Annotated in this window: 16 protein-coding genes; 6 read left to right on the forward strand and 10 right to left on the reverse strand. The window is 53.5% G+C overall.

Going from position 1 to position 25,377, the window contains the following annotated elements; all coding sequences use genetic code 11:
- Window positions 1–236: 236 nt before the first annotated feature.
- Both OQH67_RS04970 and OQH67_RS04975 read right to left on the reverse strand, forming a co-directional pair.
- Entirely contained in the window at window positions 237–3,980 is a 3,744-nt protein-coding gene (locus OQH67_RS04970; RefSeq protein WP_484460791.1) for a glycoside hydrolase family 2 TIM barrel-domain containing protein, read from the reverse strand.
- A 199-nt stretch (window positions 3,981–4,179) separates the two neighbouring features.
- Complete coding sequence (locus OQH67_RS04975; RefSeq protein ID WP_215719995.1) at window positions 4,180–5,298, reverse strand: lipid A deacylase LpxR family protein; 1,119 nt, start codon at window positions 5,296–5,298, stop codon at window positions 4,180–4,182.
- A 73-nt stretch (window positions 5,299–5,371) separates the two neighbouring features.
- Between OQH67_RS04975 and OQH67_RS04980 the strand changes: the two genes are divergently transcribed.
- The 3 genes from OQH67_RS04980 (at window position 5,372) to OQH67_RS04990 (ending at window position 7,473) form a co-directional block, all read left to right on the forward strand.
- Entirely contained in the window at window positions 5,372–6,187 is an 816-nt protein-coding gene (locus OQH67_RS04980) for a TatD family hydrolase (RefSeq protein WP_215437353.1), read from the forward strand.
- 68 nt (window positions 6,188–6,255) lie between these two features.
- Window positions 6,256–6,738, forward strand: a complete 483-nt coding sequence (locus tag OQH67_RS04985) for a LysM peptidoglycan-binding domain-containing protein (protein WP_215437351.1) — start codon at window positions 6,256–6,258, stop codon at window positions 6,736–6,738.
- Window positions 6,739–6,768: 30 nt separating this feature from the next.
- Complete coding sequence (locus tag OQH67_RS04990; protein WP_215437349.1) at window positions 6,769–7,473, forward strand: L,D-transpeptidase family protein; 705 nt, start codon at window positions 6,769–6,771, stop codon at window positions 7,471–7,473.
- 483 nt (window positions 7,474–7,956) lie between these two features.
- On the opposite strand, the gene OQH67_RS04995 is transcribed toward OQH67_RS04990, so the two are convergent.
- From OQH67_RS04995 to OQH67_RS05005, 3 genes are all read right to left on the reverse strand, one after another.
- Window positions 7,957–8,190, reverse strand: coding sequence for a hypothetical protein (locus OQH67_RS04995; RefSeq protein WP_215437346.1), 234 nt, complete (start codon window positions 8,188–8,190; stop codon window positions 7,957–7,959).
- 328 nt (window positions 8,191–8,518) lie between these two features.
- Window positions 8,519–9,316, reverse strand: coding sequence for a hypothetical protein (locus OQH67_RS05000; protein WP_215437343.1), 798 nt, complete (start codon window positions 9,314–9,316; stop codon window positions 8,519–8,521).
- Window positions 9,317–9,912: 596 nt separating this feature from the next.
- Window positions 9,913–15,642, reverse strand: coding sequence for an RHS repeat domain-containing protein (locus tag OQH67_RS05005; protein ID WP_265145677.1), 5,730 nt, complete (start codon window positions 15,640–15,642; stop codon window positions 9,913–9,915).
- Window positions 15,643–16,090: 448 nt separating this feature from the next.
- Between OQH67_RS05005 and OQH67_RS05010 the strand changes: the two genes are divergently transcribed.
- Together OQH67_RS05010 and OQH67_RS05015 are read left to right on the forward strand one after the other, a co-directional pair.
- Window positions 16,091–17,149, forward strand: coding sequence for a Rossmann-fold NAD(P)-binding domain-containing protein (locus OQH67_RS05010; RefSeq protein WP_215435593.1), 1,059 nt, complete (start codon window positions 16,091–16,093; stop codon window positions 17,147–17,149).
- A gap of 98 nt (window positions 17,150–17,247) precedes the next feature.
- On the forward strand, window positions 17,248–17,688 hold the full coding sequence (locus OQH67_RS05015) for a hypothetical protein (RefSeq protein ID WP_215435592.1): 441 nt from the start codon (window positions 17,248–17,250) through the stop codon (window positions 17,686–17,688).
- Window positions 17,689–17,908: 220 nt separating this feature from the next.
- Here OQH67_RS05015 and dnaN read toward each other — a convergent pair whose 3' ends face one another.
- Window positions 17,909–19,009, reverse strand: coding sequence for a DNA polymerase III subunit beta (gene dnaN / locus OQH67_RS05020; protein WP_067569578.1), 1,101 nt, complete (start codon window positions 19,007–19,009; stop codon window positions 17,909–17,911).
- Between the two features lie 430 nt (window positions 19,010–19,439).
- Window positions 19,440–20,255 carry a DapH/DapD/GlmU-related protein gene (locus OQH67_RS05025; protein ID WP_215435590.1) on the reverse strand — a complete coding sequence of 272 codons (816 nt, stop codon included), beginning with the start codon at window positions 20,253–20,255 and terminating at the stop codon, window positions 19,440–19,442.
- 418 nt (window positions 20,256–20,673) lie between these two features.
- On the opposite strand from OQH67_RS05025, the gene ribD reads away from it, so the two are divergent.
- Window positions 20,674–21,729, forward strand: a complete 1,056-nt coding sequence (ribD, locus tag OQH67_RS05030; protein ID WP_215435589.1) for a bifunctional diaminohydroxyphosphoribosylaminopyrimidine deaminase/5-amino-6-(5-phosphoribosylamino)uracil reductase RibD — start codon at window positions 20,674–20,676, stop codon at window positions 21,727–21,729.
- On the opposite strand, the gene OQH67_RS13120 is transcribed toward ribD, so the two are convergent.
- The 3 genes from OQH67_RS13120 to holA all read right to left on the reverse strand — a co-directional run bounded on the left by OQH67_RS13120 (window position 21,723) and on the right by holA (window position 25,120).
- Entirely contained in the window at window positions 21,723–22,022 is a 300-nt protein-coding gene (locus OQH67_RS13120) for a YqaE/Pmp3 family membrane protein (RefSeq protein WP_215435588.1), read from the reverse strand. The genes ribD and OQH67_RS13120 overlap by 7 nt on opposite strands.
- Window positions 22,023–22,139: 117 nt before the next feature.
- Window positions 22,140–24,014, reverse strand: a complete 1,875-nt coding sequence (mnmG, locus tag OQH67_RS05040) for a tRNA uridine-5-carboxymethylaminomethyl(34) synthesis enzyme MnmG (protein ID WP_215435587.1) — start codon at window positions 24,012–24,014, stop codon at window positions 22,140–22,142.
- On the reverse strand, window positions 24,014–25,120 hold the full coding sequence (gene holA / locus OQH67_RS05045; RefSeq protein WP_215435586.1) for a DNA polymerase III subunit delta: 1,107 nt from the start codon (window positions 25,118–25,120) through the stop codon (window positions 24,014–24,016). Before holA ends, mnmG begins: the two co-directional genes overlap by 1 nt.
- Window positions 25,121–25,377 lie beyond the last annotated feature (257 nt).

Here is a 25,377-nt window from a genome sequence, read left to right on the forward strand (position 1 = left end):
AAACCGCTATTAATTCAGAAATGGCCGTCGGAATGCCGCAAGCCTTGACGGCAATGGCGGCCGAACGAATACCTGCGAATGTACTTTTAAATACAAGTGCAGCCGGAGACCGCATGGCGATTCGACTGGCGCCAGGATTTGCGGCACTTTGCCAACCTTGCAGGAAGGAAAAGGAACCGCCCCGCGCGCTTTAAAAAACGGCGGGGCGATCGTGCAAGCGGGTTGAGCCGCAGAAGCTACTTCTTCACCGGAATAATTTCCAGTTCAGCCACGGCGGCGTAATCCCTGCCCCCCGCCTCGCTGAGGGCGGAGAAGCGGAAATAACGGGCTTTTACGGGTGCGGCGAATTTCACCTGCTGCAGGTCCGCATTGTTCGGGAAGGAACCCTTGGCGGCAGGCTGCCACTTCTCGCCGTCCATGCTCACTTCCACGGAATAATCCTTCACGCGGCCGTTGGCGCTGCCGTCCTGGCGGGGCAAATAGGTAATTCCGGAAAACTCCCGTTCCTTGCCCAGGTCCACGGCCAGCACGTGCGGGTGCTTGGTCACGGTCTTGTTATATTCGGAGTGCCAGAAGGTGCCGGGATCGCCGTCAATGGCAAACTCGGCGTCCGCTTCGCCCTGTTCCTGGCTGGTCACGCTCTTGACCGCGTACTTGTCTGTGCGGGTCAGCATGGTCATGTCCAATTCGGCAGCGGGTACGCGGAGCTCTCCCTTGTAGGACTTGGCCGTGACGGGACGGATGAAGAAGGACATCGGGTAGGGCTTATTGGCCTTGATAATGTCCCGGCTCATCGGTCCCGGACCGCAGGAGGCGCCCCCCAGGCCGCGCGTGGCGGCGGAAAGAACCAGCACGGTCCTGTCCGTCGTCTTCGGCAGTTCCACGGGGTGGTTGGCCAGAATCAGCTCCGTCGTGGTATACGGAATTGCAGAAAAGGCAAACGGAGTTCCCAGGGAACCGAAAAGCAGCCCCTGCCCCTTGTCGTCCGTAACGGCCACCCAGCGGGTGTCTTCATGGTTGCCGCAATCCTGCGGCCTTCCGTACGGAAAGAAGGAGTCCTTCGCGGTGGTCTTGTAAACGCCCAGCGGCATCCCGCTCTTGCGGTCCGCGTAATTCTCCTCCGGCCCGCGGCCGTAATAGGCCACGTTGCCCAGATTGGCGGGGAACTGGAACTCATAACCCAGGCGCAGCAGCTCCAGGGGATTGCCGCGCGGCAGCAGCACGGACTGACACACCACGGTGCCGTCCGCGTAAATGGTCCATTCCTGATTGTTGATGAAATGCGTATTGGCATCATTCAGCGGCTCCTTCACCGGAGTGATGGTGGTCTTGGTATCCCCGTAGCCGTTGACCTTTTCAGCCTGGACTCCGCTGACCTTGACGGACTGCTTGACCGTCACGCTGCTGCCGTTGTCAATGGCTTCATAGCTGACCACTTCCTGCTTGAGCTGGCGGAGGCCGTTGGCCATGCTCTTGGACATGACGCCCGGCTCATTGCTGGAGGCGGCGCGCAAGGCGTTCACCGCCATGGGCGTCTTGAACAGGGGCTTACCGTTCACGGTGAACTGGCTGAGTTCCCCGGTAGCCGGGTCAAACTGCACGGTGAAATCCTTGCCGGACACCGTGTGCTTGTCCGCTCCCAGCGTGACCTTGCCCGCGGGGGCCGTGAACATGGGCAGTCCTCCCTGGACGGGAAGCTGAAGCTGGTCAAAGGCCAGTTCATAGCCCTTCTTTGCCCAGTCCGTGTCCTTCTTGAGCTTGTAGCTGACGCGCAGGGCATATTCCGCACCGGGTTTCCGGTTTTTCAACTGGGGAATGTCCGGTACGGGCACCACAATCTTCTCCCGCGGTCCGGCCGGAGGCGTGTTCAGCGCGCCTTCCGCCACCACATTCCCGTTTTCCGTAAGGGTCCAGGTAATGTCATACGGAGACAGGTCCGTGAAGAAATTCTTGTTGAAGATGGAAATCTTGCCGTCTTCCGTCAGGGACGTGGAGATATTCTGATGGACATGCTTGACTTCAAAATAGCCCGGTTCCGGCGTACGGTCCGCCAGGATGGTGCCGTTGAACACGAACTGGCCACTGTTGGGATGGTCGTTGAAGTCGCCGCCATAGGCGAGCATCTTCTCCCCGTTCGGCAGGGTCTTGTACAGGCCCTGGTCCACCCAGTCCCAGATGGCGCCGCCCATGATGCGGTCGGAGGATTCGATGGCCTCCCAGTAATCCGCCAGGTTGCCCATGGCGTTCATCATGTTGTGCGCGTACTCGGAAATGTAGTAGGGCTTCGGGAAATCCTTGTTGGCCGCCATGGAGCGCGTCCAGTCCACGGAGGGATACTGGTTGGAGCCCAGGTCCACAATATCGTTGTTGCGTTCATAATGGGTGGGGCGGGACATGTCCCGCGCCTTCACCATCTTTTCCGCAGTACGGAAATTCTGGCCGGGGCCGGCTTCGTTCCCCAGGGACCACATGATGATGCTCGGGTGGTTCTTGTTGCGTTCCACCATCGCCATGATGCGTTCCACATGGGCGGCCATCCATTCGATGGGATGGGACAGGGATTCCTTGCCGTAATAATAGCCGTGGGACTCGATGTTGGCCTCGTCCTGCACGTAAATGCCATACTTGTCACAGAGGTAGTAGAAATAGGGATCCGCCGGATAATGGGAGCAGCGCACGTGGTTGATATTGGCGCGCTTCATCATCTGCACTTCCTGCTCCATCTGTTCCGGAGTCAGGTAATGCCCGGTCTCCGGATGGCTTTCATGACGGTTCACGCCCTTCACCTTGACAGGCTTGCCGTTCACCAGGAACACGCTGTCCTTGATCACCACATTGCGGAAACCCACGCGGGAGGAAACCATTTCCTCCGTCTTGCCGTCGCGCTTCAAGGTCAGCACCAGGGTGTACAGGTTGGGGTCCTCCGCGGACCAGAGCTTCGGCTTGGAATAAATGCCCAGCAGGGAAGTTTTGAAATCCTTCATGCCGGTAATGCGCAGGGGCTTTTCCATCACGCCGTCGTAGGGAGCGTCCTTGGGCTTCACGGGTTCCACCAGTTTTCCGGCGGAATCGTAGAGCGCCATGGAAATCGTGCAGTCGTCCAGCTTCTGCGTGGCCGGGAACAGGTTGCGCACATCCACGTCCACCTGGAGACGCCAGTCGCCGTCCATGGTGCCGGGCTTGGTATGGTCGATGTTCAGGGCCCAGTCCCTCTGGTCCACCGGATTGGTATGCACAAAGAAATCGCGCACATGCACCTTCGGCAGGGCGAAGATGGAAACATTCCGGAAAATGCCGGAGAGGCGGAACATATCCTGGCATTCCAGATAAGCGCCGTCGGAATGGCGGTACACCTCTGCGGCCACTACGTTCTCGCCCTTTTTAAGGTAGGGGCTGATGTCAAACCGGGCGGGATTGCGCGAATCCTTGGAAAAGCCCACGTATTTGCCGTTGATCCAGAGATAGAAAAAGGAATCCACGCCGTCAAACTGCATATACACTTCCCGGCCGTCCCAGTCCGCGGGCACCTCAAACGTGCGGCGGTAGGAACCCACGGGATTCCGTTCCTTGTAGGACGTATAATTCTTATTGGAGGGCTCCTTCATCACATACGGCCACGCGCGCTCAAAAGGATAAGGCTGGTTGGAATAAATGGGGGTGCCGTAGCCCTGGGTCTGCCAGGAGGCGGGAACCTTGATCTCCTTCCAGTCCTTCACGTCGTAATCCGGCTTGTAAAAATCGGCCGGGCGGCTCTGCGGATCCTTGGCCCAGTAGAACTTCCACTGTCCGTTCAGGGACCTCCACCATTTGCTGTTTTCCGGCAGCACGTTCAGGGCGGACTTCAAATCACTGAAAGACATGAAGGAAGCCGTGGGGGCCTCCTTGTTCAAATGCAGGTTCTGCTCCTGTTCCCACTCCAGCCCGGTGGGGGCGGGTTCGGACGGAGGCGCATCCCCGCCATGGGCGGACAGGCCGCACATCACGGTGCCTGCCGCCAGCGCGGTGCAGGACAAACGCCAGTATCTGGTTGTTCTCATGAATATATGGGGTGTGTCAAAGGTTGTATGTACGAACGGATCGTCCTGTTACATACGAATCCGCGATTCTAATTCTAACAGCAAACCTGCATTTTGCAAGCTGCCGCCCCGCTATGCGCCCTGGCCATATGAAATGCGGGTATTAAAAGGTATGCCTCAGCTGAAGCACGCCTACGCACTGGAGGGACTCCTGCCGCGTGTATTCTTTGGTAATATAATGCAGCCCGAAAAGGAATTCCGTACGCTTGTAGGTGACGCCGAATCCGTAGCCCCATTCCGCCACCACGGGATATTTGTTCACGTAATCCGGGGAGGAATGGAAAACGGTGCCGTCCAGATACAGATCATGCGCCACGGCGCGCGCCGACGCGTGAAGATACCCGTAATAGCCCCAGTTGGAAACAGAAGTACGGTTGTAAACGAAGGGGGGAGCGGCGCTGGTGGCCCCGCGGATGCTGTTTTCCGGCGAGGTATTGCCCAGATTGTAGCCGAAGCGGAAGGTCATGCCCCCGCCCGCCTGCACCTTCACGGTGCCGGCATCCGCATGCCAGTAGGCCAGAGCGTCCGTCTCCAACCCGGAACCATAATGCCTTTCCAGCCCGCGGAGGCGGTAATAGCGCTTGAAAAACAAATTGGCGGTCATTTCGCTGGGAAGCTGGTTGTTCCAGCCGGGCCATTGCTCCATGCCCCACATCTTATGGACCAAGTGCTGGGAACCCTTGGCCAGGGAGGGCGAACCCGTGGTACCCAGCTGGAGCTCCAGGACATTTGCCCGGTCCTCGTTTTTAACCAGGGATATCAGACCCAGCGTCAGGTTGCCCACGTAGGGATGCTCTCCGTAAATCGGCTCGCGGAGCTTCCGCTCCGGTGTAAACATTAACTGGGTCAGGTCCAGGCCCCACTGCTGCCGCAGATTGGAGGAACCGTTCATTCCCATGAAGCGCCGCCAGGAATCAGAAGCATTCGTACCCCCCAGCACCGTTCCCAGCATGCCCGAAAACGTTCGGCTTTCCGCGGTGGTGCCGGACATCCAGCCAATGCGGACGCCGCTGGTATAATTATCGTCATCCCCTACGAACATGTCGTTCTCCACATGAAGGCTGATAACAGACCCTTCCTGAGGGGCTGCGGCAGGGGCGGTTCCTGCATAAAGAGAAGACGCTCCTGCCATTAACAGGCTGGCGCATACGCGCAAAGCTGCACATTTCATGCGGGGCAGTTTGTCCGTTTCCCATCCGCCTTGCAAGGAAAAATCAGGCATGCTTCCGGTTTGGACTTTTCAATAAGGGAAAATATCCACAGACTTCCGCTTTACCCCACAAGGGTTCCACACCATGATCATTGACACGCACTGCCATCTGGCTTCCCGGCAATTCGACCAGTCCCGCCGGGAAATTTACGTACGGCATGCCGCTGAGGCAGGAATAGACCGCATGATCACTCTGGGAGCGTGCATGGACGACTGGAAAGAAAACCTGTCCTGGGCGCGCCAATTCCCCGGCACGGTTTTCTGCGCGCTGGGCATTCATCCTGACGATGCACACGGCGCGCCTGAAAACTGGGCGGAAAAGCTGACCGCGGCCGCGGAAACCGTTCCCCTCGCCGCCATCGGAGAGACCGGCCTGGACTACTTCCACCCTGTCCCGGAAGGCTGGGAAACGGCGGACTTCCACCGCCGCCAGCAGGAACTCCTGGAAGAACACTTTGAACTGGCCGCGCGCCTGGGATTGAACATTGTTCTCCATACCCGGGACAGAAAAGGCTCCCGGAGTTTTGAAGACGCCCTGGCAATTGCCGGAAACCATGCGGGCCGCGTCCGGCCCGTCTTCCACTGCTTCATCGGGGACACCGCACAGGCAGCGCGCATCTTTGACAGGCTGGACGGCATGGTCTCCTTCACGGGGGTGGCTACCTTCAAAAACGCTCCCGTCGTGGCGGAAACGGCGCGCTGGTGTCCGGAAGACCGCATCATGCTGGAAACGGACTCCCCCTACCTCAGTCCGGAACCGCTCAGGGGCCGCATGAACGAACCCGCCCATCTTATCCATACGGCCCGCTTCATCGCTGCGGCCAGAGGGATGGAGCTGGAAGAATTCGCCCGTTTGACCACCCGGAATGCCGGAACATTTTACAATTTGCGCCAGCAGTGAAAAAAAATCCGCAAAATCAGCGTTAGCTCCTTGAAACCGAAATGATAAATTAGTAAGAACAGGCACACATGAAAGCGCACCTTATTTTAACCTGCACCTGCGCTGCCGCGCTGGTCCTTCCGTTTTCCTCCTGCTCCAGCCAGAAATCTTCCACGGCTGGCTACGATACTGCGGAACCCATAGCCAACGGGGAAATTCCGCCGTGGATTGCGGAAAGTTCCGATCCCTCGTATGAATCCGGCCATTACAGCCCGGTGGCGAGCAATTCGGACTACTCCTACAACCCGCCCGCCAAACCCTCCGTCAACAAGAAATCGACCACGCGGAAGTCGGCGGCCAAATCCACCAGCTCCTCCCGCAACGCCGTTGCCAAAAAAACTACGCGGAAGCCCGCTCCCAAGGCCCGGACCTATACCGTGAAGAAGGGCGATACCCTGGGCGCCATTGCCCGCAGAAACGGCACTTCCGTAGCCGCACTCAAAAAAGCCAACAGGCTCAAGTCCGACTTGATTCACATCAACCAGAAACTGACGATCCCACGTTCCAAATAATCCGGAGCCTTCGTTCCGGATCCGCCACTTATGAAGCGCCTCCTCCCTTTGGCCATCCTCCCCGTGCTCTGCATGGGGTGGATGTCCTGTTCCCACTCCGGCAAGGAACACTCCTCCCTGCCGGACCCCCGCACCCTGGACAAATCCGTTCCGGAATACAAAAACCCCTTCCATCCTTCCACGTACGCGCACTTCGTAGCCCGCAAGGACTACAAGAAAACCTACGATATTTACAAGGATGACACCCTGCTGAAGCGTACGCCGAAGAAATCGCGCAAGATCTTTGTCTGCCTGAATGACCAGCGGGGGCAGTACCTGGTGGACGGACTCGTCGCCATGGACTTCCCGCTCTCTTCCGGTGTCAAGGCCTACCCGACCAAAACGGGCGACTACACCGTCATCTCCAAAAAGGAGGACCATATTTCCAATCTGTACGGCAAAATGTATGATGCGGAAGGCAAATGCATCAACTACAATGCGGAATCCACCGATCCCGTTCCGGAAGGCGGCCGTTTTGACGGCTCTCCCATGCCTTACTGGCAGCGTCTCACCAACGCAGGGCTGGGTCTGCACGTCGGCAAAGTGCGCCGTTACCCCGTTTCCCACGGCTGCGTGCGCCTGCCGCGGAACGTAGCCCAAATCCTCTATAAGCAGACCAGCATAGGGACTCCGGTCACTATTCAGAACACGCCGCTGCCCGTGCCGGAGGCCCAGAAAACGCCCATGGTGCAATAATGGAAGTTTCCATTCCCTGTCTCAAAAAGGACTGCCTTACCGGCAGTCCTTTTTTCGGTCTTCATTCTTTTGAACCGCATATCTCGCTATTCCACTGCACTAGCTGCACAAGGTCTCCTGTTTTCGTGTCGGCCAGACTCCTGTTAAAGTGTTGGCTGTGGTCTGGTTGCTATTGGTGTCATATGGCGGTACGAAAGGTTATTCCGGTATGGAGCGTTAAAAGTAATATAGGAGATGCGAATATACTGATTGAATTCATTGGATGCATGGGACAGTCCCCCTCACTTCCTGTGCCGTCTTGTGTTTGCCAATGTTGTAGAGCCCAAGGTGGCTCCGATGAGTGCATTTCTGCCGTTATAACTAAAATTGTCGCTGTAGCCTGCTTTTGTTTCTTGCTATTGCGTGCAGGTGCCGGGTGTCCCCGCACATCGTACCACTGGAAGCGGAAGACAAGAAATGATGCTCATAATTGGATTTCAGCGGTTATTTCTTAAATTCAAACAATCTGTTATCTATTTCATCCATTAATTGGTAGAGTTTATGCTTTGTTTCTTCATCCGCTCTTTTTCCTGGTACATGGATAGTCCTAAAAAAATCATCAAACAGAATTGTGACAGAGTCATATGAAGTGATATTCACCTCTCCTATCCCATCCATGGCCATTTGTGGGACTGGCCCTTCTACATATTTATTTCTAAATTTTTTAATAAGTCTCAAAAAATCATTACGTTCCCGTTCGGTTAATTCTACCGGTTTTGTTTTAGCCTTTTTATCCTTGTGCTTGTAGCGTTTTATGATTGCTCATATAAGAATAGCATCCTGCAAAAAGAAAACAGCAACAGAAAGACAATATGCCATTATAGGAAATATTAGATATTTTCATATTAAATATCCTTATTACATTTTGAATACATGAATGAAACATTTTCATATATTTGATTTATTTACAATGCTTCTGATACTTTAAACCATTCTATGAATTTATATAGTATCAATAACGCTTTCTCCGTTGCCTTGGGCTAGTGATATTCCGCATCCATAAGTATTATTTCCACATCCTCTTTAAGAAATCCAGGCTGGACTTGGCGATAATATCAGCCTCTTTAATCTTTTTGGCCCAAGGTTCACCTTGGGCAATACTCTTTTCTAACAAATCGGAAATCATTTCTTTCTGTTTATCTATGCAACCCCAGGTATTTTCCCATGATAAATCATGATACTGGCTCAATATAAAACGCAATCTATTTTGCCGTTCTAGAATAAGAGCCAGGGCAAGGGAACATATCCCCTCGTTACTGTTTTTCAGTAATATGGACATGGCATTCTGATTACCTTCATAAGCTTCCTGGATGAGAAAAAAAAGACCGCGTATCAACCACTCTTTTTCATTGCCCTGTTTTATCAAATGGCTCCTGAAATTGTCATAATTAAACATATCACAATCCAATTCTGATAAAGACTTAAATATTTCCTGATCTACATCCCTTTCTGCTTGTTTTATCTCATTGCTCCTTTTAAGAAAAGCGGAAACAAGTTCCTGCTGATATTCAAATATCTTATTTTTTACATCATATTTTGTAGCGATAAATTTATTTCCGGGGAGGTAAAGTGATTCATGCAATCTCAATATCTTGCCACACGATATTAGACCTTTTTTACTTATGCAATTCCCGTCACCATACTGAATTCTTAAATAAGCATAGATAGATTCCCGTGCTTCATCAAGTATGCTTTGGGCGTCATCTGTACTATCCAGCCTGCTGGATATTTTATTCAGTTTCTCTAATAAATGAATAAAATGCAAACCGTCTTCATGTAAATCAATGTCAGAATTAATACACATGGGAGATGATTCTTGATAGTGAACCGGCTGGCTTAAACAAGAATTTGTTATGATGCAAAATGTTAAAAAATAAAAATAGTTCATTTATTATTAGAAATTTTGAGAATAATAAAACCATTCCTTTTCCTAAATCACTTTTTAAAAATACCTTTGCATATTCTGCCATGGCCAGACATAATTCAAAACAACTTGAATATGTCTTTTTCTTCAGCGTTTGATATCGTTTCGCTGCCTCATAAAATTTTTGATAAGCATTTTTTTCATCTGTTTTTATATAAATAATAAGTAAAAAATTACGAGTATAATTCCAGACTTATTAGGGTATACAAACTACAGTTAATGTCATAAATAGAAACAATAATAATAATATAAAAATGCTAATAATTACACACTTTCTTACTTTTCTGTTTGATAAAAATAACAAAGATATATAAAAGAATAGTATTAGAAAAATAATAAATATATGAATATTTTTCCATACGCTATCTACAATCAAATTTTGCATTTTACAGTATACTACTGCATAGTCATGTATCGCAAATAATGACAGTAAAATAAAAAAAACTAAAATGTATGTTAACGGATTTTTAGATAATTTATTCATTGGATTTAAATATTGTTCCGTCCGGATTGCAACATTTCCCAATTCCTGGTTTATCCATTCCATATGCTGCAGCCTTACTAGACCATATTATACAACTACTGAATATCAAGTTATATAATGGCGGATCTGCTTCATCCTCCTTCAATTTAGAAAGCATCTCGATATCTTGGCATGGAGATGAATTCATTGTAATGGGAGATTCAAGATTTAAACCTTCTGATGATACAATTTTTCCTTTTGCAATTACAATAGAAGATATGCAATTCAGAATATTCCCAACAGAACACCAAAACCCCGTTTTCTCTGTTAAAACAGCCGCAAAATCATATGTTACAATTCCATTCTTAATATATTTCCCCTCTTTTTCAATCCATTGATCTACTGCTACTCCAACATGTAGTGTTGTTGTTCCAGATCCTCCATACCCTGCTATATCAAAATGTGTAATATATCTGTTAAGCCCTATATAATCCGATAAATATGTTATACCATTTGAAAGATAGAGATTCCATCCCCCTTCTTCGGCGATGGGATCGCGATTGATCCACCTGCCGTCTGAGGGATGGTAATAACGATAATTGTAATAGACCAGGGACAGTTCCCCGTCGTTCATCTCGCTGCTCCACTGCACCGGCTGGACAAGGTCTCCCGTGGAAGCAACCTGTCCATAGGGAGAGTAGTCATAAGCTGCCGCAATACTTCCCTCTTCATCAAACACCTCCGTAACGTTCTTGTTGAAGTCAATGCCATAGCAGTATAGGGCATTGTCTCGCACCAGGGCCAGGGGGCGCGTGGCTACCTCTTCCAGAGGATCCCACAACAGTGTCCGAAGCACGTTCCGGCTGTTGAGCATGTCCAGCGCAGCTATCTGCAGGTAGCCGCGGTACAGGTACCGTTCATGGCTGGCGACCGTTCCGTTGACGGTTACTTTCTTCATGTAGCGGCGCCCCTGATCGTCATACCCGCATTCCACTACTATGTTTCCGTCCTGGCTTGTGAAGCTCACCGCCCGGTTGGCCGCATTGTACACGGCCGTCCAGATACCCGTTGATGTTTTGATGAGAGTCTGGTTGCCCGAGGCGTCGTACTGCGGAACGAAGGGCTGTTCCAGGGTTGAGAGTGGTGAGTTGAGAGTGGAGTTGGTGATGCTGGTGTACTGGTTGAGCTCGTTGACCGCGTAGGTAAGTTCCTCGGCCAGTTCCTGCGCCGTCTTGCGGTTGCCGATGTTGTCGTAGCTGTAACCGTAGGGAGCGGTTCCCAGGGAAGCTCCGGTGAGTTCGTTTCTGCCGTTGTAGCTGAAGCTGTCATTGCGGGCAGCTTCGGTTCCCCGCTGCCGGGTGCGGGCAGTCGGGCGTCCCAGTGCGTCGCAGCTCTGGGTGCGGGAGACCAGCCCGGTTTCTCCCAGCCGGCAGTTCATTCCGGTAATCAAGTCACGCCGCTGTTCGTAAGAAAGTTCCCTGACGATGCCGTTGGGCATCGCCAGGCTGGAAAGCAGGCTGCTTCCCGCCAGATAGCCGTAGGCAAATGTCTGTTCTTCTCCCCCGTGCATGATTCCGGCGCTGGCCAGCCGTCCGTCGTCTGCGTAGCCCTGGCTGACTTCCTGAAGGACGTCGGTTCCCTGCTTCAAGGTATAGCCGGAGGACCGGCCGTAAGTGTCGTAGTTTTCCTGGAGCTGGTAGAGAGCTCCCCCTATCGTGATGCTGTCGGTGTCCGGTTCGCTGTATTGGTTGTAGGCGATGGTGCGCGTACCGGAGGCGTCCGTGACCCGGGTCAGCTGGTTGAGGTAGTTGTAGGCGTACTGGATGCCGGGCGTGGCGTCGCTGTAGGAAACGGAGGTGTTGACTCCTTTTTTCAGGTTGTAGCCCCAGGTGGTGACCACACCCCGCGCGTCCGTGAGCGTTGATTTGAGGTTCAGGGCGTTGTAAGTCGTATCCTCATGGGTGCCGTCCGCATAGGTTTTGCGCAGAACCAGCCCGGTGGCTTCATCGTAGCTCCAGGTGGTGAGGTCTCCGTCCGTGCGTCCCGCGGGATCGGTGGTGATGTCGCCCGCGTCCTCCCGGAAGGTGGTGAGGCTGACCATTCTGTCTGCCTCGTCGTAACCGAAGAGGACAGGCTGGGTGGCCGAGCCGTATTGCGCCGTCTTGCGGCCCCGGAGGTCGTAGCTGTAGCAGGTCGTGTTCCCGAGAGCGTTGGTGACCACGGAAGGCTGGTCGAAGTAAGGGCTGTAGGCGGTGGTCGTCGTGTTGCCCGCCGCGTCCGTCACCGAAACGGTGCGCCCGGCGATGTCGGTCTTCGTCGTAGTCGTGTTACCCCGTCCGTCCGTATTGGTGTAGACGATTCCCACTTCTGTATACGTTCGGGATGCCGTACTCATTAGTCCTGCGTAGTCTGTCGAACTTATGATGAATTCTTCTACTGCGTGAATAATCCCCGTGATATCCGAGGTGGGAACGGCGCTCTTTTGCGTCCGCAGGGCGCCCGCTCCGTATTCGCTCCACTGCGTGGATATATTTCCCCTGGGATCGGTAGCGATGGTTTTGCTTTCCAGCGTGGAAGAGAGGCTGGAGATGAGTTCCTTTTGCGTTTCGTCATAGGTCGTGCCCTGGCCGTTGTTCCTGGTCGCCGTGACGACACGGTACACGCCATCTTCCGCCTGTTCCGCTCCATAGCTCCACGTAGTGATGCGCGAGTTGGACACGGTGGCCGGATCGGCCAGCTTCCAGGTTTCTTTCGTCCTGTTGCCGAAGGCGTCGTATTCCCACAGGGTCGGGGCCATCGTCGTGGCCGCGTTGCCCGCATCCGTCTGTGTTTTGGTGAGCTGTCCCTTGGCGTTGTAGGTGTTTCTCGTGTAAATGACTCCGCCGACGGTGTTGGGGACGCCCGTGCGCAGGGTTTCCCCGATTCCATTGACAATGCTGCGCTGCAGTTCGGTTTCCGTTTCACCGGACACGGCTTTCGTGAAGGTCCGCACACCGTCATTGGCCAAGTCAATGGAGTAAGCCAGATGCCGCTGTCCCGTACCGGATTCTTCCAGGACCGTTCCGTCCGGTGCATGGCGCGTGATGAATGTGGCTCCCGAGGGAACGGTTTGCGTCGTCGTCAAACCGTCCTGGCTGTAGGCGTAGGTAGTGATCCGGCCCAGGACGTCGGTGGTGGTTGTTGTGCGGCCGAGAAGGTTATACAATGAGCTTTCTTGGGTCGTCATGGCCCCCGTATCCCGGCGCGTGGAGAGGATGCGTCCCGCCGCATCCCGGGTGTAGGTGGTGATGGTTTCCGGCGTAATGACGGTTTCCCCGTCCATCACCGCCGAGCGAGTGGTTTCCACCAGTTGGCGCGCCGTGTCGTATGTGTAGTCGGTCCTTACGCCGTTTTCATCAATGTTCCACAGCAGGCGTCCGTCGCACATCAATTCGCGCTGCGTCACCCGGCCGTTGCCCCCCGTTCGCTTCACCCATCGGTTCTGCGTGTCGAATTCGTAAGAGGAGCTGTCTGTGATGACCCATTCCCCGCTGCTGAGCAGAACGTGGCTTTCCTCCCTGACGCGCTGCCCTTCCGCCGTGATCCACGTTGTGGTGCGCGTGCTCTGTCCCGGTACGGCTTCCCCGTTGACGCGCGTTTCCACCGTTTCCGTGTAGAGGGCTCCGTGTTCCGTCGTAGCCGCGTAGTCGTGCCAGGTTTGCACGCCGTTGACTTCCCGGGTCATCCGGGTGCGTCCGCGGGCGTAGACGTCGGGAGCCCCGGCCAGCCATTGTTCCGTAGCCGTCAGGCGCGTGCCCGTGACGCCCAGCCCCGTGACCCGCTTTTCCGTCCTTTTGACGTGGTTGGCCGTCGTGTACTTGCAGGTGGTGGTCGTCAGCGTCTTGATGTGCCCTTCCAGCGGAAGCAGGTCCACTGTTTCCGAGGCCGGTTCGTCGTTGAAGTCGGCTTCTCCCGAAGACGCATAGGTGTAGCGCGTGATGCGCCTGCCGCTTTCCGCCCACGGTTCGTCGCGGGTAAGAAGGCGGCCGTAGAAGTCATAGGCGTAGTGGATCTGGCTGCCGTTCGGAGCGGTCTCTGTTTTGAGCCTCCCGCACTGGTCGTAGGCGTATTGCGTAGTTTGCGCCTCCGGACTTTGGTAGCCTTCCACTTGAGTGAGCAACAGGTCTCCTACGTCCGTGGTCTGGTAGATGGCGCAGGTGCGCGCCGCTATGATGCCCCCTTTGGAAACTTCCGTCACCAGTTGCCAGACCGAGTCTTCCGCTTCCACCTCCGTGCGCGTGCGGATGGTTGTAGTCGCGTCTTCCCCCGTTCCCTTCCGCATGTTCCAGGCCAGGCCGTTTTTCCACCACGTGACGGCATAGGGCTGCCTGGCTGGCGTTTGTTCCGTGATGGTGAATTGGCCGTCCGTGGAAAGGGAGAGGACAAATGTTTTGAAGGGAACGCCCGTAACGGTATAAAATCCCTGTTCGTCCGTTCCGGTGATTTGCCCCGGCGTGTAGAGCGCGATGGTGTAGCCCGTAGCCGTGACATCTTCCACGTTGAGCAGGCCGTCCCACAGATTCCAGATTTGCCTGATGGAGCCGTCCTGGGCATGCCTGACGTCCAGATAAGTGGCGGCATTGGAGATGACCTGCCTGTCCGCCGTGGTGTAGGAGAGAAGCGTTCCTGTTTCCGCCGAGAAGAGATACTGGCTGCCGTCTTCCACCACCCAGCGCAAGCAGGATTGTCCTTCCACCGTGGCCAGCGCCGCACGCCCGCCGCCCGACGTGTCCACCCCGATGGGCAGCACGGACCCGTTGGTGTAGCAGCGCATCGCAATCACCCGGTCTCCCTGGATCAGATTAAACCGCACTCCGGGCACAATGCCTCCTTCCGGAACGTCCAGACGGCTGTTCAAGGGATGGTTGTAAGCCAGAGACGACGGGTTTTCCAGGCCCTGCACACTTTCCTCACCCCTCAGTTCCACCCGGCCCGCAGGAAGGCCTCCCAGTCCCCTGAATGCCCCGAAGTTGCACGACCAGTACATCAGCGTGGCCGTGCTTTCCGCCGTCACGCTGCACCCTGCCGAGGAATAATCTCCCAATGTACTGCTTCTCACACCCGCCGCGGATCCCGACCGGGCCAGCGACGGGGAAGGCGGCGTTCCGCCGCTATGGTCGCACGTGTCTCCCTCGCACGGGCATGGATCGGGTTTCTTTTGGCCGCCCGGTTCCGTCGGCACCACGTCGATGCTGTAGTTGCAGATGGAGACGTTGGCGCTTTCAGGCTTGTAGTCGATGTTGGTCTGGTTGACTTCCCAGCTGTAAGTGCCGGAAGGCAGCTGCGCCCCGCCGGTGCCCGTGTGGTATTTGTGGCCGCCCTGCTCGCCTTCCGTCTGCGAGTTTTTCTTCAGGTCCACCTGCGCCACCACCTTGCCGCCGGAGTCCTTCACCTCCAGGCTCCCCCAGTCGTCCACCCCCAGGAAGAGCGAGCAGGTGCCGTAAAGTTTTTTGCCATCGGCTCCTTCCGGAATGGTGAAAGTGCCGTAGGTGTCGTACCCGTCCGCCGAGGTGCTGGGAGGACCTACTTTATGGTTGTCTTTTTCGTGGATTGGTTCAAACGGCAGCGGATCGGGCTCCGGGGCACCGGATGACCGCACACCGCGAATAGAGCCGGACTGTTTTGCACCGGAACCAAAGTACCACTTGCGGTAAACAGGAACGGAAGAATGATGGCCGGAGGAAAAACGATGGGGTGTGTTCATAAGGTATTAAGGTGTTGGGATTAATAATGAAATGAGAGGAGGGCAGTTCTCTATGATCATTTCCCCAGTAGTATTATTCAGATCCAGTGTCAATAAAGTTTATTTGAAAATTTCTGTTTGCTTATGAAATCATGGTGAATATTTTCCATCAAAAAATAAGTATATCATTTTTATGATCAGCTTCTCCATGCCATGGACATAAATATTTTCTATTTGTTAGATAAAATAAGAAGAAAGGAAAACCAGGTATGAGAATCAACTAAATTCTTATGCAAAAGATTCTCGTAGGGGAAAGAAAAATACTCATGTCTTCAGAAACAGGTCTCATTCGAATTTCTTACACTCTGCAAAGCGTCAAACAAATGCTGCGCACTTGCCAAATTTTTTCATGTGAAAAACCAGAAGGAGAAAGATTGCTCCTTTTCCATGGAATCCGTACACTTTTGCCATGCCTGTGACTCCGGCACATATTCTCCAAGACATTTTTTCTTTTTACCGGGAAAAAGAACTCCCCGTGCTGCTCGACCAGTATAAAAGATGGTTGGAAAGCCGCCCGCTGGAAGGATGTCGGGTGATTGACGCCTCCCCTGTATTCCGGAACACCTGCGCCAAATACGCCGCCCTGCTGGCGGCCGGAGCGGATTTGACGGTGGCCGTCTCCCGGGTCATGCCCCATGATCCGGAAATCCTTCTCCTGCTGGCGGCCTATGGAATTCCCGTGATAGGCGCGGAACGGACCGAAGGTCCTTACGATGTCGTCCTGGATTGTGCGGGCGCCCTTTCCCATGTCCCCAGCCTCTGCGGTTATGTGGAATTGACGCGGTCCGGTGCGCAACATTATGTGGGATGTACGCAGCCCGTCTGGATGGTGGATGCGGGGAAAATCAAACAGATTGAAACCTGCCTGGGCACCGGGGAAAGTTTCTTCCGCGCCCTGGCCTCCCTGGGATTTGATGACTGGCATGGGAAAACACTTGTCGTCATCGGGTATGGGAAAGTGGGCCGAGGCATCGTCCTGCATGCCCTGAACAACCGGATGCGCGTCATTGTGGCGGACATAGAAGAAAAACGCCTTCCTTCCCCGTCCGTTTCCTTTCTCCGCGCGACGGATGGCGCAGCTCTCAGCCACGCGGTAAAACAGGCCTTCTGCGCCGTCACGGCCACCGGCAGGCGGCATGCCCTGTCAAATCTGATTGATCCCGCCCTGCCCTGCTCCTCCGGTGTTCTGCTGGCGAATATGGGTGTGGAAGACGAATGGGGGCCATCCATCCCGAAAAACCGCATTCTGAATGAAGGGCGTCCCCTCAACTTCATCCTGCCCGATCCCACGCAAATGTGCTATATTGATTCTTCCCTGGCTCTTCACAACCAGGGCGCCGTGGAACTGGCCGCAGGCCGCGGAAAGCCCGGCCTGTTTCCGCCTCCTCCGGAAACGGAGGAATATTTCCTGTCCCTGGTCCGTTCCGGGGGAATCATTCCAGAGCAACTGCTGGACTCCCTTTCCTGACTTATCCTCTTGCGTTCGGAAAGCCGGAAGAGTATCGTATAGAGTACGGCTGAAAACTCAACATTCCTGCCGGATCCGTTTCATTGGCTTCGCAACTCATGAACACTTATTATTCCTACCACAGTTATCACCTGGCCGGAAAACTCTACGGCACTCTGGGGTGCGCTCTGGCATGGGGCATTTTTGGAGCCGGCTGGTGGGTTCTTCCACTGGCTGCGGTTCTAATTTGCCTGTGGCTTCCCGTCATCCTCGGCAGGCCGCATTTTCTGACTGTCACGTCCGTCTTCATCGCATGGGGCAACGGAATCACGCGCAGGCAAATTCCCTGGGAAGCCATTGAAAGCATAGGATATACGCCGAACCAGGAAAACAAGCCGGGACTTAAAATAAAGTTGAAAGACGGCAATATTCTGGATGTGGATTCCTCCTGTTTCTCCTCCCTGCCCACCGTACGGGAAGCCGCCCTTCACGCCTCCGGCAAATATCCCGTGCATCTTGCTCCGGACCTGTTTGCCGCTCCGGGCATGCTGAGCGAATAATCGTTCCAAATGCCTGTTCTGCCACTGGGAAAAGGAAGGTGTTGGCTTTTTATTTTCTCCAGGTCCATACTTCATCTCATCCGGGAAAATGAAAAATGTTCCACGTAGAACATTCATGTGAATAACATATCCATTCCATTCACTTTCAAACAATAAAAAACAGGCGCCATGTTTCCACGGCGCCTGTCCCTTTGTATGAATGATTTTGTGCCAGTCAAAATCAGTTGGGAGATCTCATCGGCATGAGCACGTACAGGAACTCATCGCCAATCTTCAGCACGCCCGGGCTCATTTCATCAATGAGGTTCAGCGTGATCATCGTGTCGCCGGGCATGGTTTTCAGGGGGGCCATGAAAAAGTCCGGATTGAAGGAGATGGAAAGGGGCCTGCCGGAATAAGTGATGGTCACGGATTCGTGCGCTTCACCCACGCCTTCCGCGCTGGATGCCACTTCCAGCTCGTTTTCCCGGAAGTTTAGCTTGATGTTCGTGCTCTTGTCCACGGAAAGGAGGGAGACGCGGCGCACGGTTTCCAGCAATTCTCCGCAGGGGAGTTCGATGCTTTCCTTGCAGTCCGTCGGAATCACCTGGCGGTAATTCGGGTAATTGCCGTCAATCAGCTTGCTGATCAGCAACGTATCGTTGATTTCAAAAGCAGCCTGGTTACGGGTGAAACGGATCGTGACGGAGCCCACTTCATCCAGCAGGCGCCTCAGTTCCCCTACGGCCTTGGTAGGCAGAATGGCGTCCAGCTGCTGTTCTTCCGGGAAATCCAGAGCAGTTTCCGCCAGGGCCAGGCGGCGGCCGTCCGTAGCCACCAGAGTCATCTTCCCGTTGCGGAAGGAAAGGGAAATGCCATTGAGCACGTAGCGGGTCGTATCCGTGGAAATAGCGTATTCCGTCCGGCGGATGCAGTCGCGCAGAAGGTTCTGCTCCACCTGGTACACGGTTGCCTGTTCAAAGGAAGGAAGCTCGGGGAATTCGTCCGCCGGAAGGCCGTTCAACTTGAACTGGGAGCGGCCGCATTCCACAGTCGCCTGGTTGCGCTGGTTGACATCCACCTGCACTTCCGCCTCAGGAAGTTCGCTGATAATGCTCACCAGCTTTTTGGCGGGGAGGGTAACCGTACCGTCCCTCACCACGTTGGCAGGCACCACGCCCGTGATGCAGACGTCGAGGTCGGTTGCAGTAAAGCGCACCTGCCCGTTTTCAGCTTCAATCTTTACATTGGAAAGAATGGGCAGCGTCGTCTTGGAAGACACCACACTGACTACCTGTCTCAGGCCATCCAGAAATACTTGCTTGGAAATAGTAAACTTCATGTGACTGTGCTTTTATCTGCCTCGCATCCTCTCACAAATGCCTCCCTCTCTTCAAGTTCTTTCTCCGTCAAATCGGCATATTTGGCAGTATTTTTTATAAAAGCATACCATATATAGTAATTCTCCATTTTGAAGGGCATATCTTGCATGGTGCGTTTTTTGAGATTATTTAAGCATTCTTAAAAGTCTGTTCCACAAGCCGTGCGTCTCCGGCATTTCCGGTTCGCCGGAGCATTGGAAATGCAGCTTCAGCAAGGTTTTCGGACAGAAGTTTTCGCAAATGCAGGAAACGGAAAGATATAAAGTGGTAAAAACTTTTTCATCCGTACTCATTCCGGAAATCTTTGAATGAAACAAAAAACTTTGTGGGTTTCCACTCAGGATACCCCCGTTCACGGGCAAACCATGTGTTCGGTTCCGGAAAACCGTCCTACCGGAAAACTTCGCCGGGCATGGTCCATGTTCCGGGGGAAACCACTCGTCCCGGCAGTACAACGGTATTGGCTCCAAACCTGACGTGATCTCCAATGACGGCTCCCAGCTTGTTCCTTCCCGTTTCTACCAGCCTCCCTCCAGCCATCATCCGCTGCTCCGCCCCGTCGTGCCTGAAATTGGAACAAACCGTTCCCGCGCCAAAATTGACATCGTTTCCGATGATGGAATCCCCGGCATAACTCAAATGAGAAATAAACGTCCCGTCCCCCACAATGCAATTCTTCAACTCAACGCCCTGCCCCACAACACACCTGTCTCCCAAAGAAACATATCCCCTCAAATAGCAATTCGGACCAACCCTGCAACCGTCTCCCACCCATACGCAGCCTTCCACCACCACGCCGGGCAACACTGCGGAATCCCTCCCAAGCCGCAAGGTTCCCATAACATGCGCGCCGTCTTTTATGAAACCGCCATCTCCTTCCATTCCCCTCATCACTCTCTCCTGCCAGTCCAGCAGATCCCACGGATATACCAGCCGCTCCACGGCCATATCCCTTTTCAAGGAACTCCGCCGTACTCCCGGAGCCCCTTTCCCCGCCAGAAAACAACCCTCCGCATTCCTTAGCTCGCATTCCCCCAGTCCGTAATCCGCCAGCCACACAGCAGCCTCCGGTGAAAAATCATGCATGGACACCTCCACAGCTCCATCCCCGCTCCCGCGCTCTTCCTCTTCCGGTCCCAAAACGGCTTCAAAGCCCGCTTCCCGGAGCTGTAAGGCACAATACGCACCGATGCTTGTCCCGGCCACGGAAAACGCGTGGAAGGGCCTTTCAGGACCCGTTGCCGGAAAAGTGAGATCCCTCTCAGGAATATAAATCAATCTGGCAATCCGCATGCAGGAATGATATTCCCTGTTCCGTACTTTCTGCAAGAGCAATGCAGTCGGTGCCCGGAGTGACCTCTTCAGGCAATAACTGTGTGAAAGGAATAGTGAATCACGGGTGAACAATCTGTGAATAACTTATTCGGACATTATTCACATTCCTGTTAACGGAATTTATTCACATTTAAAAAAAGACAAACCACACTCATTTTAAACGCGGAACCAGTGTTGTTCACAATTGCCACAGGGTAGAAGAAGAAGGAATTTAAATATTGTTAAATCTAATACTCTTCAACGCACATCTCTATTGTCCTTTTTCCATGATCCATGATACAAGGTCCCCATGAACGCAGAGGATCGGGATGCCCGCTGGATGAAACTGGCCATTGAACTTGCCGGAAAAGGGCTCGGACTGACCAGCCCCAATCCCTGCGTGGGCGCGGTCATCGTTCACAAGGATCAGATCATCGGCTCCGGATTTCACGAAAAAGCTGGCCTCCCCCATGCAGAAAGAAATGCCATTGCCGACGGTATTGCCAAAGGCAATGTCGGGCTGTTTCCGGATTCCACCCTTTACGTTACATTGGAACCGTGCAGCACGACGGGAAAAACTCCCCCTTGTACGGAAGCCATTATAAAACACGGTTTCAAGAGAGTAGTTTACGGTTCGGAAGATCCCAATCCCGGTCACAAGGGAATTGCCGCGGAAATCTTGAAGAATGCGGGCATTAAAGTTACCCGGGGAGTTCTGGAAAAGGAATGTGACTTTTTGATCAGGGCTTTCCGTCTGAACATGATGGAAGGCCGTTCCTGGGTAATCGCCAAAAGCGCCATGTCCCTGGACGGACATATTTCCCGCAGTCCGGAACGTTCCCAATGGCTGACCGGAAAAGCGGCTAGGTCTTTTGTGCATACGCTCCGTTCCGAATGTGAAGCTGTCATGACAGGAGGAAACACGGTGCGCATGGACAATCCGTCTTTGACGATCAGGAATCCGGAAAAACCCGTTTCTCCCCTTAAGGAACAACCGTGGCGCATTATCCTGACCCGGAATGCCGCTTCCATCCCGAAAAATTCCATCTGCCTGACGGATGAATTTCGCGACCGCACCCTGATCGTAGAGAATGTATCCAATTATTTGGAATTGTTACAAAATTTGTACACGGAAAGAAAGATAAGCTCCCTTCTGCTGGAATCTGGAGGTGTTCTGATGAAGGAATTTTTGAAAGCCGGGCTGGTGGATGAATGGGTGGGGTTTTATGCTCCCGTCATTACGGGCGGCGGTGTTGATGGAGTGGAAGGAGGGGATTTCCTGGAGCGTGAAGCTCATCTTGTAAAGCCGTCTGCAAAGATGTTTGGAGACGACGTGTGCATCCGGGGTGAAGTGCGTTATCAATAACAGGAAGCTTTGTCTCCGGATGCTGTAACGTTATCTTCCTTTTTACGGCAGACTATTTCCGTTTTTCTTCTGGAATTCCGTTTCAGATCCTGGTGAGCCTGCCATTTGACCATCTCTTTCATCATTGCCTGGTGCCTGTCGTTGCTTTCTTTCTGCAGGACAATTAATATGGCATGGACCATGCCGGGAATGTATCCGACAAGGCAAAGGATGATATTGAGGGTAAAGCTTCCGCATCCTCCATAAGCCAGTGCCATGGAAGGCGGCAGCAAAATGGCCAGAACGTACCGCATGATGTAATGATCATATGTCGTTTTCTATAGATCAACAAGCACAATGATTTTTATCTTCGCGTGCTGAAGATTTCCAAGACAGGAAATTTCACGCGGAAAAAGTAACGCGAATGCTGTTTATCTGTTCCGTTTCTTCAAATAGACAAGCAGAAGCGCTATATCCGCCGGAGTAATGCCAGGAATGCGGGAAGCCTGTCCTATGGTGGCAGGACGTATTTTACCCAGCTTGATGACGGCTTCCTTTTTTAAAGCGTGGACGGATTCGTAATCAATATCGTCAGGGATATTTTTTTCCTCCATCCGCACGATTTTTTCTGCCTGTTTTTTTTGCCTTTCAATGTGGCCCTCATACTGGATGTCTATAGCTATGGCATCCCAATGTTCCACGTGGAACATTTTTTTCATATTTTCCGGCAGCATGGACCATTCGTTTCCGGGGCGCTTGAGCCAGATGGAGACGGGAACGCCTTCATATTTCATTGCTGCCGCCTGCTTTATTCCCTCTTCAATAGCCTTCCGCCTGTTTTCCGTTTCCATGAACAGATCATGGGTGATGAGGCCGTTTTCAAACGCCAGGGGAGCCAGCCGCAGGTCCGCGTTATCCTGCCGCAGCAGCAGCCGGAATTCCGCACGGCTGGTAAACATGCGGTATGGTTCGTCCGTTCCTTTGGTAACCAGGTCGTCAATCATGACACCTATATAAGCCTGGTCCCTCCGGAGAACCAGCGGAGGCTTTCCGAGAACTTTCAAGGCGGCGTTCGTTCCCGCCATCAGGCCCTGTGCGGCAGCTTCCTCATATCCGGAAGTCCCATTGATCTGTCCGGCAAAATACAGGTTCTCCACGAGCTTAGTTTCCAGAGTGGGGTGAAGTTGGGTGGGTGGGCAGAAGTCGTATTCCACCGCATACCCCGGGCGTATCAACTGGGCATTTTCCAAACCGGGAATAGTGCGGATAAATTCGCGTTGAGCGGAGTAGGGCAGGGAAGTAGACACGCCGTTGAGGTAGAATTCCTCCGTGCTGCGCCCTTCCGGTTCCAGAAAAACCTGATGGCTCGTTTTTTCTGCAAACCTCACGATTTTGTCTTCAATGGAAGGGCAGTAGCGCGGCCCTATCCCTTCAATGATACCGCTGTACAGGGGGCTGAATTTCAGATTATCCCGGATAATGTCGTGCGTGGTCTGGTTGGTGTACGTGATCCAGCAGGGCATCTGCTCCATCCGGAAATCTTTGTCTCCCCACGTGTTCAGTGTACAATAGGGTTCGGAAGAACGCTTCAGCAGGTTGCGTGAGCGGTAGCTGAACAGGGCAGGGGGAGTGTCCCCCGGTTGGAGTTCGCAGACGGAAAAATCAATGGACCTGCCGTTGATGCGGGGAGAAGTGCCTGTTTTCAGCCGTTCCACCTGAAAGCCCAAATCCGCCAAGCCGGAGGAAAGCGTGGAAGGTGCACAACCCATGCGGCCGCCCGTGATATGCTGCAGTCCTACATGCAGCAGGCCTTTCATGAAGGTGCCGGAACAGATGACCACGCTGCGTGCATAAATGGTATAGTCCAGGGAAGTGACGGCGCCCGCGGCCTGTTGTTCTCCATTGACAAGCAGCTTGACGACGTCTCCCTGGAACAGCCGTACGCCGGGAGCGGTTTCCAGCACTCTTTTCATGCGCGTACGGTAGGCGGTCTTGTCACATTGGGCGCGCGGTGCGCGGACGCTGGGGCCCTTGGAAGCGTTCAGCATCCGGAATTGAATGGCGGTGGCATCCGTATTCAGGCCCATGGCGCCGCCCAGAGCATCTATTTCCCGGACAATATGCCCCTTGGCAAGGCCGCCGATGGCAGGATTGCAGGACATTTGGCCGATGGTGTCCAGGTTATGGGTAAGAACGGCTACGGAACAGCCCATGCGGGAAGCGGCTAAAGCCGCTTCAATGCCCGCGTGTCCTGCGCCGACGACGAGAACGTCGAACACGGAAGATGCTTGGGTGGAGGAATTCATCAGGATGCTGAACAAATGGCAAGACGGTGCAGGACCAGCCGAGGATCAAGAGAAGAGGAAACCAGGGCCTTGTCGGCCTTCATGCACTCCTTCAGGGTCTGTTTCAGTCGCTCCGTCTTGAATTTGGCGGCATTTTGGGCCGCCAGGAAAAGCGGGTAGGCATTCGGGGTGCCGTCCTTCTTCAAGGGAATCAGCGCGGATGCATAGGAGGGCAGGGAAGAAATTCTGGCGGTGAAATCCTTGAAATTGGTAGGCTTCAAATTGAAAGCATCACACAAAAGCTTGGCGGCCAGCAAATTTCTAAGGGTCGGAATAAACGCGGCACGCATGATGGTGACGGCATTTTCCCCGCGTTCCAGTTGAAAATCGATCAGGGAAATGGCCGTGTCGCTCTTCTTGTTTTCCAGCGCCCGTGAAATTTCAAAAATTACTCCCGTGCGGGTGAGTGGAACCATTCTTTCCACATCCTCCGGCATGACCGTCCGCCGTTCCGCTCCCAGGAAAAGATCCAGCTTTTCAATTTCGGAAATAATCTGGCGGGAAGACTCGCTGACGCGGTGGATGAACAATTCCAGTGCGGAAGGGTCGAAGGCCATCCCTCTTGCGGCCGCCTCCTTGTTTACCAGGGGCATCAGGCTGCCTTCCCAGCCAGCCTTGGTAATGTCCGGCTTGTTCAACTCCGCCGTGGCGGAATGCTGGAGCAGGAATTTATTGAAGGAGCGGCGCTTGTCGAATTCGGAAGCGGAAACAACCAGGATGACGTCCGGACCCAGCCCGGCTTCCAGCAATTGCCTCAGGGAATCCAGGGCCGCTTCCGTGGCAGAGGACTTGCCGGTGACGGAATCCCCCAGGAAGTTGCAATTCTTCATCCAGACCACCTTGCGGCCTGGGAAAAAAGGCAGTGTGCGCAGGGCCTCCATGACCTGGCGGACAATTTGGGCCGCTTCATCGGAATCTCCGCAGCCCGCTTCCAGGATTTCATGGGAAAACTCATTCGTTCCTTCCGTCAGGGCGGCAAAAACGCCGGAAGCCTTTTCACGCACCATCCCTTCATCCGTGCCGAAAACGAGATGAATGGCCTGTTGTTCTGGAATGAAACTGCCCATAAAGCGTGCCCGTTCATACCACAAAATCCGGTTTTTTGAAAGACGTATTTGTCATTAGAAAGTTTTTTCATTTGAAGAAGATAAGCTTAAATAGTATCAATGGGAAAGGAATGAGGGGCATAATCCGGAGTTTTTCCGTTCCTTTCCTTCCCATACCCTTGTGATCAAGCCGAAAACCGTTTGATCATCACCACGGCAGGGCATTTTCATGAGATCGAACATCTGGACACGGACTCTACTTGTCATCATGATGACGG

It is taken from the genome of Akkermansia biwaensis (assembly GCF_026072915.1).
Taxonomy (GTDB): domain Bacteria; phylum Verrucomicrobiota; class Verrucomicrobiia; order Verrucomicrobiales; family Akkermansiaceae; genus Akkermansia; species Akkermansia biwaensis.